Origin of the sequence: Sphingobium scionense (assembly GCF_014197035.1) — a bacterium.
In the GTDB taxonomy this organism is placed as follows: Bacteria; Pseudomonadota; Alphaproteobacteria; order Sphingomonadales; family Sphingomonadaceae; genus Sphingobium; species Sphingobium scionense.
In genome coordinates this window covers 15,739-29,517 of sequence record NZ_JACIEU010000001.1, presented here as the reverse complement: position 1 = coordinate 29,517, position 13,779 = coordinate 15,739, and the positions used below count along the sequence as shown (strand labels likewise).

Genomic DNA, 13,779 nt, shown 5'->3' with positions numbered 1-13,779 from the left:
GGGATCAGACGATCAGTCCGGGGATGATCTTGTTCGTCTCCAGACTGCCCGTGCCCCAACGGTCGACCGGCACGCCCATCGCCTGTTGCAGGGTGAGGCCCACCCGGCTGACCGGCGATCCGTCGCCGGTGATATATTGGCCGGTATGGATGCGCCCGCCGGCTGATCCCGCCGTCATCATCGGGATATTGTCGATGGTGTGGAATTTGGCGAACTCGGTCTCGCTATGGGCAAAGACCAGGCTGTTATCCAGCAGGGTGCGGTCGCCTTCCTTCACCGCGTCCATCGCCTTGATGAAATAGGTCCAGGCTTCCATGCACTTGTCGACATAGAAGGTGACTTCGGGCTGATAGCCCAACCGGTTGTCCAGCACCTCCTCATGGGTCAGCTGATGATGGGTGATGGTGCTGCCCACCCGCGTCAGCGACGATGCGCCATTGTTGAAGTTCATGTTGAACAGCCGGACATTGTCGCACGCCATCGCCATCACCAGCAGATCTGTCATGATCTCGTGATTGCGCATGACATTCTCGATCTCGGCATTGACCGGCAGGTCGGGCACCTTGGGTGGCACGACACAGGCCTGCATCGGCGCCGGCTTGGTCAGCTGCACGTCGAGCTGGTTTTCGAGCTGCCGCAGCGACGTGAAATATTGGTCGAGCCGCTGCCTGTCGGCCGCGCCTAGCCGCGCCTCCAGCGCCTGGCGCTGCTCGGACACGCCGGACAGGACACTGCGCCGCGCCATCACCGCCGGATCGGGGGTGAAGGTTGCGCTGTTGGGATCATGGAAGCCTGCGCCGAACAGCCTTGTATAAAGGGCGGCGGGCGACACTTCCGCCGGGTTGAGATTGCCATTGCCGCGCCCGGACAGCGAATTGCGCGGATCGCCGGTCGCCGACAGCTCGATCGACCGGAATCGGGTGCGGGTGCCGATCACGTCGCCGATCGACACGTCGAAGGACGGCCCCGGCAGGCCGCGGTCGGAATCGATCGCCATGCCGGTGCGGATGCCGATGCCGCCGCTGATGTGCGGCAGGTTGGGCTTGCCGTCGAGCGGCAGGGTGAAATCGCCCAGGATGTTGACCTTGTGCTTGAGCGCCTCGATCGAGGCCAGCTCGACCTTCAGCTCATAATCCTTGCCGGCGGCGCTGGGGAACCAGCGCGGCGGATTGACGCCCAGCCCCCAGAACCAGGTGCCGAAACGGATCGGCATCGGCGCGCCGGTCGCCGCCATGGCGGTGCCGTTGCCGTCGAGGAAGATGTCGAGCAGCGGCAGGCCGACGGCCACGGCCATGCCGTTGACCATGCCGCGCAGCGCGGTGCGGCGATCGAGGGTGAAGCTCATGGACGGTCTCCTTCACGGATATGCGGGCTGGTCATCATCGCGACCTGCGGCTTGGCCAACGGCGGGGTGCTGACGCGATAGGCATCGGCCATGGTCGCGACGCGCAGGAACAGTGCCTGGATGCGATAGCCGTCAGCGGCGAAGCCCTGTTCCAGCGCCATGGCGGTCGCCTCCTCATCCTCCGGCATGCGGCCGGTCGCATATTGGAAGGCGCGGCCGGCGACGCATTCGGTGGTCGACTTGCTTGCCGCCAGGGCCTGGCCCAGGCCGACATTGCCCTGGAAAGCGGTGCCCTCGAACACGCCGGCGGTGTCGATCGGCGCGGCATTTTCGGTCCGGCGGAAGGCGCCGATGCCATCGAACCGCTCCAGCGGCAGGCCCAGCGGATCGGTGATCTTGTGGCAGGCGGCACAGACCGGATCGCTGTTATGGGCGTTCAGGCGAATGCGCGCGGTCGGCATCGCCTTGTTGCCGACATCCTGCACGGCGGTGAAATTGACGTTGCCCGGCGGATTGGGCACCGGCTGGCACAGCAGCAGTTCGCGGATCGCCCGGCCGCGCAGGGTCGGCGAACTGCGGCCCGAATGGGAATAGAGCGCCAGGAAACCGGCCTGGCCCAGCAGCCCGGCGCGATCGTCGCCTTCGCCGAACTCATAGGGCACCCAGCCCTGCATGCTGGACACCTTGGCCTGATAGAGCGGCCCCAGCGCCCGGTTGATGAAGGTCCGCCGGGTGGTGAACAGGTCGCGATAATCGCCCTGCCGCGTCACCAGCTGGTCGACAATCATGCGCAGCATCTGTTCGGACAGGGCCGACGCGACATCGGGGTTGAAGCGGGGATAGACGATCTGGTCTTTGGCCATTTCGTCGAACTTCTCGAACAACAGCATGTCGGCGAAGAAGGCGCGCACGCCATCCTCCAGCCGGGGCGAACGCACCATCTTCTGCGCGATCGCCGCGAGTTGCGCCGGATCGGTCAGCTTGCCCTCGTCGGCCGCGCGCAGCAGCGCCTCATTGGGCGTCGTGTTCCACAGCAGATAGCTCAGCCGCGCGGCGCGGGCATGGTTGTCGAGCCGCAGGCTGCCGGGCGCTGCCGGGTCGGGCTCCGCGCTCTCGATGATGTAGAGGAACTGCGGCGACACTAGCATCGCCGCCATCGCCAGCTGCATGCCGTCATAGAAACCCTGGCCATCGCCAGCGCCCTTGCCCGCCATCATGACGAAGGCGCCAATCTCCTCCTGCGTCATCGGCCGGCGGAACAGGTAGCGACCGATCGGCATCAGCGTCCGCGCGGCGCAATCGGCATCGGGCGCGGCCGCGTCGCGCGGGGCGCAGGGCATGAACTGGGCGCGGCGATCCGGCGCGAAGACCTGCGCGGCGATGTTGCGCGCCATCGCGTCGAACTGTTCCAGCCCGGCGGGCGAGATGGTCGATGCGCTGGCGCCGGTGGCGATCAGCTCATGCACCGGCCGCACGATCGGCTCGAACCGGCCCGCGACTTTGATGTCGGGGCCGAAGATGTCGGCGATGCTGTTGCGATATTGCGCTTCGGTCAGGCGGCGCATCCCTGCCACCTGGCCCAGTGGCGTCTTCAAGGGCGCGAAGCTGGCGTCGGGCGTGGCAGCGGTCTGCGGCGCCTTCTCGACCGTGCAGGCGCTCAGCAGCAACCCGGCGAGCAGCGCCCAGCGCGCCCTGTGACAAAACGGCCCGCTCATCGCTGCGCCACCTTGGGCTGGGGCAGGCGGTCGGTGATGAAGGCGGGCACGGCCCAGGCCTCCATGCCGCTGGAAATGCGGCGGCACTGGCCGGTCGCCGGATCACGATCGCCATCGGCCATCGCCTTGAGCGCCGCATACATGGCGGCGCAGTCATAGCCGGCCGTGGTCGCCGCGCCCTCGCCACCGACTGAGGCGCTGGCCATCACGTTCCAGATCGGCTGATAGCCGCCGACAATGCCCTTGATCGATCCGTCCGGCTGGAAGGTGAAGCGCAACCGCGCCCTGGTGAAATCATATTCGTTGCGCCGGCCACGAATGTCGCGCTCCGACCCCTGGCCCCAATTCTGCTTCAGGCGGATATGGGCCGGCTCGGTGGTCAGCACGCCGTTGACGATCCGCCCTTTCAGCACATTGCGATGGGCGCCATTGGCGGTAACGCTGTAGCTGGCGCCGGGAATGAAATTCTGGCGCGAATCCACCACCGCCCGATCTTCGCTATTGGCGTAGATCACCGTCACGTCGGGATCATTCTCAAGGCTATCAACGCCGCTGAGCAGCAGCACCTGGCTATGTTCGCCGCTCACCAGAAACTGGGTCAGGCCCTTGACGATATCGCCGCCCGTGCCGTCGACCCCGCGCCAGGTCCGCACGCAGCCCATCGCCCGCCACATCTGGTTGTCGACACCCGGCTCACCCGCCGGGCCGGTGAAATTGGCATGGCCGCAGGTGTCGCCCGCCGCCGCGCCACCCTCATCATCGTCCAGGTTCAGCCCCTGCGCGACCTTGCCCTGCACCATGCGCTGCGGCGGCCGGTCGAACTTGTCGGGATGGGTGCAGATGTTGATATTGTCGGGACCGAAGGCATAGCCGGTCCAGCGCGCGGTCAGTTCCTTCTCGTTCGCCTTTTCCAGCAGCCGCGTCCGCTCGCCAACCGGCTGGGTCTGGAGATAATTTTCGCGCAGCGTGGCGGCCAGGCCCTGCGGACAGTCCTCCTTGCCCTGATAGATGGCGGGGGCGAAATGGCTGACGACGAAACCCATCTCGCCATTGGCCGGTGGCGCGGGCAGTGCTGCGGGTGCGGTCGGTTTGGGGGGCGCATCGCCCTGCGCCAACACAGAGGTCGTTAGGGGCAGCGCGCCCAGCAGCAGGATCAGTTTGCGATGATTCTGCACGATCATCCTCTCCTTGCGAAATATCATGGGATCAGCGGTTCGGCCTCGGCGGGAATGTCCGCCGGGTCGTCGCCCTCGATGGTGAAGACCGGCCGGTCGCGATAGGCCCATTGGGCGCGGTCGCCATCGGGCCGCACGGTCCAGGCGCCCATGCCCCGTCGCGCCATGCCCGCCGGGAAGACGCGCCAGTCGGCGCAGGCCGTGCCACAGGCCTTGCCCTTATGCGTCACCAGCAAATTGCCCTGACCATCGACCAGCAGATAGCGCCCGTCCACCAGCCGCGCGGTCACATCGGCTGGCGCGTCGATCTTGGGCGCGGCCGGCACATATTTCAGGCTGTTCCAGACCAGCCCGTCCTCGCCCTCATGCCCGATCGTGCCCGGCCGCTCGCCGGCATGGGTGAAGACCAGATTGACCCGCTTATAGACCCATTGCGGCCCGCTCGGTCCCTGCATCACGATCCAGTCGGCGCCGTCCTGCTTCAGCCGGGGTGCCTTGCGATCGCCGCCGAACTCGGGCGGCGCGGAGACGACCTCCGCCTTGGCGGGTGCGGCCAGCGGCGTCCATTGGGTCAGGCAATCGCCCGAACACCAGAGCGGCTGATGCCCGGTCCGCCCGGTCACCGCGCGCATGTCCATGCCATAGAGGGTGCGGCCATGGGCATCGACATAGACGCTTTGGTCACCGACCTTGCGGATGCTGACACCGGCCGGCAGCGGCTCGCCACTTGCCGCCTCGGGCGGCAGGTCGGCGGCCTGCGCCCAGAGCGCGGCCGGCTGCGCCAGCCACAGGATCGCGGCCGCCCGGCGCCACATCAGCGCTTCTCCTCGACACGGAAGCTGCGGTGGCAGGTGCCACAGCTTTGCCCCAGCGTCTTGGCCGCCGCGCGCATCTTCGCGACGTCGCCGCTCGCCGCGACGGTGGCGAAGCTGTTGGCCTGCGCGGTGAAGCCGTCCTGCGCCGCCTTGAATGCGGCCGGCTGGCTCCAGATTTCCGGCTTGGCCGCCGTCTTGACGCCGGGCTTGGGGCCGCTGCCGGCCGGGAACCAACCCTGCTGCTGGCGGGCATAGTCGCGAATCTGGCGCGCCGAAATCTGGATTACATAGGTTTGCGGCGTGGCCGATTTCAGCTCGTCATTGATATTCTTGAACGCCGCGCCGACCTCGCGAAAACCCGCGATCCGGGTGGCGACGATATCGCCGGGCGCCGCCGCCAGCGGTACCGCGCAGAGCAGCGCCAGCATGGCGGCCGGCCGCTTCATCTGCGCTGTATCGTGCATCCTCATCCTCGTCCCTTTCATGTCAGTCACAGCGTCGGATCGGCAAAGACCCACCAGGCGAGGGTGCCCGCCAGCAGGGTCGCGACAGCGAAGGCGACAGGCGAAGCACGCCGCACCGCCACCGGTTCGCCGGTCACTTTCGCCCGGCCGCTGACCATCGGCCCGATCAGGTTGCGCCGCCGCACCAGCAGGTAGAACAGCACCGCCAGAACATGCAGGCCGATCAGGATTTGCAGGATGGTGAAGCTGATGCCGTGAATGTCGGAGGCCAAACGCCCCTGGTCGAAATCGACCAGATGCGACAGCGGCCCGGATTCGATGCCGTCGATATCGACCGCGAACAGGCCGGTGCCGACCTGGACCGACAGCGCCAGCAGCATCGCCATCACGCTCCAGCCGCCCAGCGGATTATGGCCCGGCGCAGCCGGAGCACGGCCGGTCAGATAGGCGAAGATCGCGCGCGGCCCGCGCAGGAACTGGGTAAAACGCGCCGGCCCGGACCCGATCAGGCCCCAGATCAGGCGAAAGACGATCAGGAACAGTAGCGCCTGACCCGACAGGCGATGCCAGTCCATGTGATAGGTTTCCGCGCTCCACCAGGAAAAGCCGATCAGGCCGACCAGCGCCCAGTGGAACAGGCGGATCGGCAGATCCCAGACATATTGGCGCGCGGGGTTCGCCATCAGCTCTTCTTCGCCCAGCTGTCGCACACGCCCTCGGTCGGCACGATGCCGCCGCTCAGCAGCGCGCATTTGCCGCAACCCGGCTGGGCGGCGGTGAAGAAGGCGCACAAGCCACAGCGCTTGGTCACATCATTCGAGGTGCGAAAGCCCAGCGACTTGCGCATGCTCTTCTGCGCGGCCGACAGGCTGGCCGGATCGACGCACTCGGCCGCCTGGGCGATGCTCGCAATCCCCAGCGGCACACAGGCGATCAGGCCCAATGCCGATCGCCGGCTCCAGTGACGGCCATGAATATCGCTTGCCGCCATGCGGCCCACTCCTCTTCCCTGCCGGCCCGGTTGTTCCGGTCCTCTTGTGCGATCCTTCTAACAGGGGGGCGCCGGATTAATTTGTCAGCGCCGACAAAATCGGCGCAGAATGCAGGCGCTTATTCCGCCCTTTGTGTCGGGCCTGACAAAATCCGGCGCGGGCCGGCGGCTAGAAGGAGCGGAATGGGAAGAGGAGAGGTGAGGGTGACAGCGAAGCTGACAGGCGACAGCGCGCCGGGCGACACGCATATCCTGATCGTCGATGACGATCCGTCGCTGCGCGCGCTGGTCCGCGCCTTCCTGATGCAGGAAGGCTATGTCGTCAGCGAAGCGGCGGATGGCCCGGCGATGCGCGCCATCCTCGCCCATCAGCCGGTCGACATCATTGTCCTCGACGTGATGATGCCGGGCGAGGACGGGCTGTCGATCGCCCGCTCGCTCGCGGGACAGCAGGATGCCGGCATCATCATGGTGTCGGCGCTGGGGACGGAGGGGGACCGGATCACCGGCCTGGAAATGGGCGCCGACGACTATCTGCCAAAGCCGCTGTCGCCGCGCGAACTGCTCGCCCGCATCCGTGCGTTGCAGCGCCGCCGCCGTCCGGTCGCCGACACCCGCCAGCCGGTGCTGGCCCATTATCATTTCGAAGGGTGGCAGCTCGATCCGGTGCGTCGGGTGCTACGCGATCCCGCCGGCATCATCATCAGCCTGTCAGAGGGCGAGTTCGCCCTGCTGCTCGCCTTCATCGAGCATCCCCAGCAGATATTGAACCGCGACGCGCTGGTCGAACTGGCGCGGGGCGAGGATGCCGATGTGTTCGACCGGGCGATCGACACCCAGGTCAGCCGCTTGCGTCGCAAGCTCGGCACCCGCGCGCGTGGCGAACTGATCCACACCGTCCGATCCGAAGGCTATATCTTCCAGGCGCCGGTGCAGCGCGGATGAAGGCGGGCTTCCTGCGCTGGGCCAATTCGATCCACGCCCATCTGCTGGCGCTCGCCCTGGTCGTAATCCTGACGCTGACCGCCTTCAGCCTCACTTTGCTGCTCTATTTCATCCCGCCCGAACGGGTGCCGCTGTCGGTCTATGAGATTGCCCGCATCGTCCATGGCCAGCCCCTGTTGCGCGACGAGCCGGTGGTGCATGAGGTGCGGCAGACGGCCGCGCCGCCGGCGTCGACCGACCCGGCCGAACGGCTGATCGCCGCGCTGCTGGCCCGGCGCCTCAGCCTGCTCGCGGCCGATGTCCGCATCCGCCTCGACCCCGGCGATCGCGAGCGGATCGGCCAGTTCGTCGAGGAAATGCAGCTCTATGGCCCCGATGGCGTCGCCGATCCCTTCATCCTGGGCACCTTCACCGCCGCGATCCGCCAGTCCGACGGTGAGTGGCGGATGATCACGCGGGAGGCGCGGGGTGGGCGGTCGCTCTGGCGGCTGCTCGGCCAATATGCCTTCCTGGTCGGCATCCTGCTGGTGGTGCCGCTCAGCCTCTGGTTCAGTGCGCGGCTGACGCGGCCAATCCGTGCCTTCGCCGCCTCGGCCGAGCGGATGGGGGCAGGGCGGGAGGAACAGCCGATCCCGCTCGACGGGCCGAGCGAGATCCGGCTGGCGGCGCAGTCGATCAACGAGATGCAGGCGCGCATCGCCCGCTATGTGCGCGAACGCACGTCGGTCGTCGGCGCGATCGCGCATGATCTGCGCACGCCGCTGTCGCGCCTCCATTTCCACCTCACCGCCGCGCCCGCGCCGGTGCGGATCGCGGCCGAAGAGGAAATCCGCCAGATGGAGGCGCTGATCGGCACCACCCTCGATTTCGTCGACAATGAAAACCGCCCCCGGCTCAAGGAACCGCTCGACCTTGGACTGCTGGTCGAGGGGCTGGTCGATGATTTTGCCGATATGGGCCGCGACGTGACCCTGACGGGCGCGGAGCCGGTCATCATCGCGGGCGACATGATCCTGCTCAAGCGGCTGTTCACCAACCTGATCGACAATGCGATCAAATATGGCGACCGCGCGCGGGTGCGGGTGATGCGCGACGAGGGCAGGGCGATCGTCACGATCGAGGATGACGGACCGGGCATGGAACAGGCCGATATCGCCCGCGCCTTCGAGCCCTTCTATCGCGGCGAACCCTCCCGCAACCGCAGCACCGGTGGCGTCGGCCTCGGCCTGTCGATCGTCCAGTCGGCGGCGCAGGCGCATCAGGGGCGGGTGATTTTGGCACGTGCCCCTGATGGCGGGCTGCGCGCGCAGGTCGAGCTGCCGGTTTAGAGCGTTTTCTAATCAGGTGGAATCACCTGATGACTCGGAAAACGCGTTAAACCAAAAACTTAGAACAACCGATCTGACGCAGTCGGATCGGAATTTGCTCTAAAGCCCTTCCGCCTCCACCCATTGTGCGCCGGTCAGCGCGCGCGCCATGTCCCAGCTATGGCGGCGGATATCCGGCACGGCGACGATCTCCCAATGGGCGCCGCGCGTCATCGGCCCGACCACCAGAAGCCGTTCCTGCGCGCTGCCGTCGCGCGCGATGGCATGGCCCTGCCGGTTGGTGTCGATGCCGATCGCCAGTGCATCTGGCCGGATCGCGCCACGATCCGCCAGCCGGCGCAGCAGCACATCGTCGGCCCGGCCAAGGTCGGCCAGCGGCCCGGTGCAATTGACCACCCGCGCAACCCGGATTTCCTGCACCTGTTCGCCGCCGCGCGGCCGCCATTGCACGATCAGTCCCCGGTCGGCATCGCGCGCACCGATGATCCGGCCCGCCGCGATCCGCAGCCGCCCGCTCGCCTGCATCGCGGCGATCCGTTCGGCCACCTGCGGCGCGATGCGGTGGCGATGCACGTCCCAATAGGGCCGGGCGTGGCGCAGGAAGCGCGCCCGTTCGACCGGGGAGGCCGCCCGCCAGATATCCTGGGTGAAGGGGCGCAGTTCGTCGACCGCGCGGCGCCAGCCGACCGCCTCGGCCCGCTGGCGGATGGTGCGGACCAGCCCGGCGCAATGGGCGGCCGGACGCTCGCGCAGGGCAGGGAAGGGCATGGCCGGCGCATGGCTGTGCGGCACCAGTCCGCGTCGCGACAGCGCCAGGATCGAGCCACGAAAGCCGGCGCTGTCCAGCGTCTGCGCGCAATCCACCGCGGTCAGGCCCGTGCCCAGCAGCAGTATCTTGTCGCTCGGCGTCAGCCCCTCGGCAATGTCGGCGCCCCAGGGTTCGGACACATAGAGCGGGGGCGCCTTGTCCCGGAATGGCGGCAGGTCATGCGGCGGCAGATTCCCCGGCGCCAGCGCCACCGCATCGGCCGTCAGCATCTTGCCCGACGCCAGTTCGACGATACAGCCATCGCCGGTCATGCGGATATCGACCGCCGCGCCATCGATCACGTTCAGCCGGTCGCCCGCCTCGGCGCGGGTCTTGTCCAGCAGCGCGGAAAGATAGTGGCCATAGGTCGCTCGCGTCGCGAAGCTGGCGTCGGACCCGCCGTTCGTATCCGCCAGCCATTGGGCGAAATGGCCCGGCTGGTCGGGAAAGGCGCTCATGTTGCCGGCGCGGACGTTGAGGATATGGTCGGGCAGAGCGCTGCCGAACGCGACGCCCTTGCCCAGCCGCTCGGGCCGCCGCTCGACCAATGTCACCCGCATCGTCCCGTAGCGCAGCAGGTTGATCGCCAGCAGCGTGCCGCTGAACCCGCCACCGACGATGACCAGGTGGGAAACGTGGAACATGGGGGAAATCTCTCCGGGCAGGTCAGGAGCTGCCAGATAGAGCAGCCCATAAGGCCGCTGTCGAGGGCGCGGAACATGTCGCGCCTCATGCCCGCCTCATCCCGCATCCGGGCGATCCGACCGAAGGTCCAATTGCACCCGCGCCCTGCTTCGCCATCTTCTGAAGGCTGAAAGACGATCACAAAATCGACCCAGGAGACAAGATGATGCTGCAACAGGCGCTGGATAAATTCGCCGGCCAGACCCTGATCCGCGACCGCTACGACAATTATATCGGCGGCCAGTGGACGGCACCGGCCAAGGGGCAATATTTCGACAATATCTCGCCGGTCACCGGCCAGGTCGTGTGCCAGGTCGCGCGCGGCACGGCGGACGATATCGAGGCCGCGCTCGACGCCGCCCATGCCGCCAAGGATGCCTGGGGCAAGATGTCGTCGACCGATCGCTCCAACATCCTGCTCAAGATGGCCGACCGGATGGAGGCCAATCTCGACCTCATCGCGCTCGCCGAAACGATCGACAATGGCAAGCCGATCCGCGAGACCACCCATGCCGATATCCCCCTCGCCATCGACCATTTCCGCTATTTCGCCGGCTGCGCCCGCGCCCAGGAAGGGTCGATCAGCGAGATCGACCATGACACCATCGCCTATCATTTCCACGAGCCGCTGGGTGTCGTCGGCCAGATCATCCCCTGGAACTTCCCGATCCTGATGGCAGTGTGGAAGCTGGCGCCCGCGCTCGCCGCCGGCAACTGCATCGTGCTCAAGCCCGCCGAGCAGACGCCGATGTCGATCCTCGTGCTGCTTGAAGTGATCGGCGACCTGTTGCCGCCCGGCGTGCTCAACGTCGTCAACGGCTTCGGCGTGGAGGCCGGCAAGCCGCTGGCGTCGAACAAGCGGATAGCCAAGATCGCCTTCACCGGCGAGACCACGACCGGCCGCCTGATCATGCAATATGCGTCGGAAAACCTGATCCCCGTCACGCTGGAACTGGGCGGCAAGTCGCCCAACATCTTCTTTGAGGATGTGATGGATGCGGACGATGATTATTTCGACAAATGCCTCGAAGGCTTTGCCATGTTCGCGCTCAACCAGGGCGAGGTCTGCACCTGCCCCAGCCGCGCGCTGATCCAGGAATCGATCTACGAGAAGTTCATCGAACGGGCGATCGCGCGGGTGAAGGCGATCAAGCAGGGCAGCCCGCTCGATCCCTCGACGATGATCGGCGCCCAGGCGTCGAACGACCAGCTCGAAAAAATCCTCTCCTACATCGCGATCGGCAAGGAAGAGGGGGCGGAGGTGCTGACCGGCGGCGATCGCGCCACCCATGACGGCGAACTGGCCGACGGCTTCTATGTGACGCCCACCGTGCTCAAGGGCCATAACAAGATGCGCATCTTCCAGGAGGAGATTTTCGGCCCGGTGCTGGCCGTCACCACCTTCAAGGACGAGGCGGAGGCGCTCGCCATCGCCAATGACACGCTCTACGGCCTGGGCGCGGGCGTCTGGACCCGCGACGGCGCCCGTGCCTATCGCATGGGCCGGGGCATTCAGGCCGGTCGCGTCTGGACCAATTGCTACCATGCCTATCCGGCCCATGCGGCCTTTGGTGGCTACAAGCAGTCGGGCATCGGCCGCGAAAATCACAAGATGATGCTCGACCATTATCAGCAGACCAAGAATCTGCTGGTCAGCTACAGCCCCAAGGCGCTGGGCTTCTTCTGACGGATCCACAGCGGAGCGCCCCTTCTCTCTCCTTTCTTGGCGCTCCGCACCTTTGGCGGGCATCCTCCCCCGGATGCCCGCCAGCTTTGGTTCTGCCAATGTTGGTTCTGCCAGTTTTGGTTCTGAAGGATCGGATCGATGGCCGATTGTCCTGCCCGCATTCTCGCCACGCCCGCGGCCGACGCGCTGATCGCGCGCCTGACCGACCAGCATGGCCCGCTGATGTTCCATCAGTCGGGTGGCTGCTGCGACGGTTCCGCGCCGATGTGCTTCCCGCGCGGCGAGTTCAGGGTCGGCCCGCAGGATGTGCTGCTGGGCCATGTCGCGGGTGATGTGCCGGTGTGGATCGGCGCGGCCCAGTTCGAATATTGGCGCCATACCCAGGTGACGATCGACGTGGTGCCGGGGCGGGGTGCCGGCATGTCGCTCGAAAGCCCGGAGGGGCAGCGATTCATCGTCCGCTCGCGCGTCTTCACCGATGCGGAGGCGGATCTGCTGGAAGCCGCTGGAGAGCCGGCGCGTGGTGGCTGAGCGGCGCTTCACCGAACATGCGCTGCGCCCGCAGGTGGTGGGCGAGATGCAGTTGCGCCGCGAGCCTGCGCTGACCGTCCCGGCACGGATGATCCAGCTTGTTCGCCTGCTCGATGCGGACGCACGCACGGCGGAACTGGCGGCCTTGCCCGCCATGCCGGGCGATCTGCGTCCGGGGCATGACAGCCGCCATCGCGAGGCCCGGCTGGGCGCCGACATCCATCTCCACTGGGAACAGCATAGCGAAGCCAGCACGGTCACCCTGGTGCGCAGCGGCAGCGACCCGGTCGGCTGGGATTTCCCCGATGCGGCGGATGCCCGTGCCGCGATCGCCTGGGCCGAATATCTGCCGGGGGCGGTGATCCGCGCCGTGCGGCTGGCGATCGTCGCGGATGAGGGCGCCGCCGCGGAGCTGCTGGCCAGTGCCGGTTTCCCGGCGGGGCAGCTCGTCACCTGCCATGTCGGTGGCGGCGCGCGCATCTGGACCGATTTCCGCATCCATGATGATGGCTATGGCCGGATGGTGGTGGCCGCCAATGGCCTGCTGCCCGGCGACCTTGCCCGCTGCGTCCAGCGGCTGCAGGAATTGGGCAATTATCGCAATCTGGCGCTGCTCGGCTTGCCGCCTGCGCGCACGGCCTGGGCCGATCTCGACCGGCTGGAACAGGCGCTGGAGCAGGTCGGCCGGGCGCTGGCCGCCGGCGAGGTGCGGGACGATGTGCTGCTGGGGCGACTGATCCAGTTGTCCGCCGATATATTGTCGATCGACAGCGGTTGCGCCTATCGGATGAGTGCGACCGCTGCCTATGGCCGGATCGTCGCCAGTCGCCTTGCAGAACTGGATGTCGTGCCGATCGCCGGTCATCGCTCGCTCGCCGACTTCACCGAAAGGCGGCTCTGGCCTGCCGTGCGCACCTGCGCGGCGCTGACCGATCGGCTGGCGCTGCTCAATGGCCGCGCGGCGCAGTTCACCGCCCTGCTGCGCACCCGGATCGAAACCCATATCGAGAACCAGAATGGCCGGCTGCTCGCTTCGATGGACCGCAGCGCGCGGATGCAGCTTCAGCTCCAGCAACTGGTCGAAGGACTGTCGACGGTTGCCGTCAGCTATTATGCGCTCGGCCTGCTCTCCTATCCGCTCAAGGCCTTGGAAAAGCACTGGCCGCGCCTGTCCGCGACGCTGCTGCTGGGGCTTGCCATGCCGTTCGTCGCATGGCTGGTCTTCCACCTGATCCATGGCGCCAGAAGCCGGCTTGTTTCGCGTGACAGGCCGGTGGAACCCGCTACATGA

The 13,779-nt window shown here is 66.9% G+C and carries 13 protein-coding genes; 5 read left to right on the top strand and 8 right to left on the bottom strand.

What is annotated here, in order from left to right:
- Window positions 1-4 precede the first annotated feature (4 nt).
- From GGQ90_RS00150 to GGQ90_RS00120, 7 genes are read right to left on the bottom strand one after another with little or no spacing between them, the layout of a single operon-like run.
- On the bottom strand, window positions 5-1,345 hold the full coding sequence (locus tag GGQ90_RS00150; protein WP_188080250.1) for a DUF1552 domain-containing protein: 1,341 nt from the start codon (window positions 1,343-1,345) through the stop codon (window positions 5-7).
- On the bottom strand, window positions 1,342-3,060 hold the full coding sequence (locus tag GGQ90_RS00145) for a DUF1592 domain-containing protein (RefSeq protein WP_188080249.1): 1,719 nt from the start codon (window positions 3,058-3,060) through the stop codon (window positions 1,342-1,344). Before GGQ90_RS00145 ends, GGQ90_RS00150 begins: the two co-directional genes overlap by 4 nt.
- Window positions 3,057-4,241 carry a hypothetical protein gene (locus GGQ90_RS00140; protein ID WP_188080248.1) on the bottom strand — a complete coding sequence of 395 codons (1,185 nt, stop codon included), beginning with the start codon at window positions 4,239-4,241 and terminating at the stop codon, window positions 3,057-3,059. Before GGQ90_RS00140 ends, GGQ90_RS00145 begins: the two co-directional genes overlap by 4 nt.
- A 17-nt stretch (window positions 4,242-4,258) precedes the next feature.
- Window positions 4,259-5,050, bottom strand: coding sequence for a COG4315 family predicted lipoprotein (locus GGQ90_RS00135; RefSeq protein ID WP_188080247.1), 792 nt, complete (start codon window positions 5,048-5,050; stop codon window positions 4,259-4,261).
- Window positions 5,050-5,514, bottom strand: a complete 465-nt coding sequence (locus GGQ90_RS00130; RefSeq protein WP_188080246.1) for a c-type cytochrome — start codon at window positions 5,512-5,514, stop codon at window positions 5,050-5,052. Before GGQ90_RS00130 ends, GGQ90_RS00135 begins: the two co-directional genes overlap by 1 nt.
- A gap of 26 nt (window positions 5,515-5,540) precedes the next feature.
- On the bottom strand, window positions 5,541-6,197 hold the full coding sequence (locus GGQ90_RS00125) for a cytochrome b/b6 domain-containing protein (protein WP_188080245.1): 657 nt from the start codon (window positions 6,195-6,197) through the stop codon (window positions 5,541-5,543).
- Window positions 6,197-6,505: a high-potential iron-sulfur protein gene (locus GGQ90_RS00120; RefSeq protein WP_188080244.1), complete on the bottom strand. Its 309-nt coding sequence runs from the start codon at window positions 6,503-6,505 to the stop codon at window positions 6,197-6,199. The genes GGQ90_RS00125 and GGQ90_RS00120 overlap by 1 nt, the downstream gene beginning before the upstream one ends.
- A 204-nt stretch (window positions 6,506-6,709) precedes the next feature.
- Between GGQ90_RS00120 and GGQ90_RS00115 the strand changes: the two genes are divergently transcribed.
- Together GGQ90_RS00115 and GGQ90_RS00110 are read left to right on the top strand one after the other, a co-directional pair.
- Entirely contained in the window at window positions 6,710-7,450 is a 741-nt protein-coding gene (locus tag GGQ90_RS00115; RefSeq protein WP_004208361.1) for a response regulator, read from the top strand.
- Window positions 7,447-8,778: a sensor histidine kinase gene (locus tag GGQ90_RS00110; protein ID WP_188080243.1), complete on the top strand. Its 1,332-nt coding sequence runs from the start codon at window positions 7,447-7,449 to the stop codon at window positions 8,776-8,778. The genes GGQ90_RS00115 and GGQ90_RS00110 overlap by 4 nt, the downstream gene beginning before the upstream one ends.
- Window positions 8,779-8,877: 99 nt before the next feature.
- Here the strand turns inward: GGQ90_RS00110 and GGQ90_RS00105 are convergent, their stop codons facing one another.
- Window positions 8,878-10,230, bottom strand: coding sequence for an FAD/NAD(P)-binding protein (locus GGQ90_RS00105; protein ID WP_188080242.1), 1,353 nt, complete (start codon window positions 10,228-10,230; stop codon window positions 8,878-8,880).
- Window positions 10,231-10,436: 206 nt separating this feature from the next.
- On the opposite strand from GGQ90_RS00105, the gene adh reads away from it, so the two are divergent.
- From adh to GGQ90_RS00090, 3 genes are all read left to right on the top strand, one after another.
- Window positions 10,437-11,957: an aldehyde dehydrogenase gene (gene adh, locus GGQ90_RS00100; protein WP_188080547.1), complete on the top strand. Its 1,521-nt coding sequence runs from the start codon at window positions 10,437-10,439 to the stop codon at window positions 11,955-11,957.
- 138 nt (window positions 11,958-12,095) lie between these two features.
- Complete coding sequence (locus GGQ90_RS00095; RefSeq protein WP_004208356.1) at window positions 12,096-12,488, top strand: DUF779 domain-containing protein; 393 nt, start codon at window positions 12,096-12,098, stop codon at window positions 12,486-12,488.
- Window positions 12,478-13,779 carry a DUF3422 family protein gene (locus GGQ90_RS00090; protein ID WP_188080241.1) on the top strand — a complete coding sequence of 434 codons (1,302 nt, stop codon included), beginning with the start codon at window positions 12,478-12,480 and terminating at the stop codon, window positions 13,777-13,779. Before GGQ90_RS00095 ends, GGQ90_RS00090 begins: the two co-directional genes overlap by 11 nt.

What these genes read in the sequence shown, in the direction of transcription:
- GGQ90_RS00150 (WP_188080250.1), bottom strand. Translation starts at nt 1,345, where the DNA reads ATGAGCTTCACCCTCGATCGCCGCACCGCGCTGCGCGGCATGGTCAAC.
- GGQ90_RS00145 (WP_188080249.1), bottom strand. Translation starts at nt 3,060, where the DNA reads ATGAGCGGGCCGTTTTGTCACAGGGCGCGCTGGGCGCTGCTCGCCGGG.
- GGQ90_RS00140 (WP_188080248.1), bottom strand. Translation starts at nt 4,241, where the DNA reads ATGATCGTGCAGAATCATCGCAAACTGATCCTGCTGCTGGGCGCGCTG.
- GGQ90_RS00135 (WP_188080247.1), bottom strand. Translation starts at nt 5,050, where the DNA reads ATGTGGCGCCGGGCGGCCGCGATCCTGTGGCTGGCGCAGCCGGCCGCG.
- GGQ90_RS00130 (WP_188080246.1), bottom strand. Translation starts at nt 5,514, where the DNA reads ATGCACGATACAGCGCAGATGAAGCGGCCGGCCGCCATGCTGGCGCTG.
- GGQ90_RS00125 (WP_188080245.1), bottom strand. Translation starts at nt 6,197, where the DNA reads ATGGCGAACCCCGCGCGCCAATATGTCTGGGATCTGCCGATCCGCCTG.
- GGQ90_RS00120 (WP_188080244.1), bottom strand. Translation starts at nt 6,505, where the DNA reads ATGGCGGCAAGCGATATTCATGGCCGTCACTGGAGCCGGCGATCGGCA.
- GGQ90_RS00110 (WP_188080243.1), top strand. Translation starts at nt 7,447, where the DNA reads ATGAAGGCGGGCTTCCTGCGCTGGGCCAATTCGATCCACGCCCATCTG.
- GGQ90_RS00105 (WP_188080242.1), bottom strand. Translation starts at nt 10,230, where the DNA reads ATGTTCCACGTTTCCCACCTGGTCATCGTCGGTGGCGGGTTCAGCGGC.
- adh (WP_188080547.1), top strand. Translation starts at nt 10,437, where the DNA reads ATGCTGCAACAGGCGCTGGATAAATTCGCCGGCCAGACCCTGATCCGC.
- GGQ90_RS00095 (WP_004208356.1), top strand. Translation starts at nt 12,096, where the DNA reads ATGGCCGATTGTCCTGCCCGCATTCTCGCCACGCCCGCGGCCGACGCG.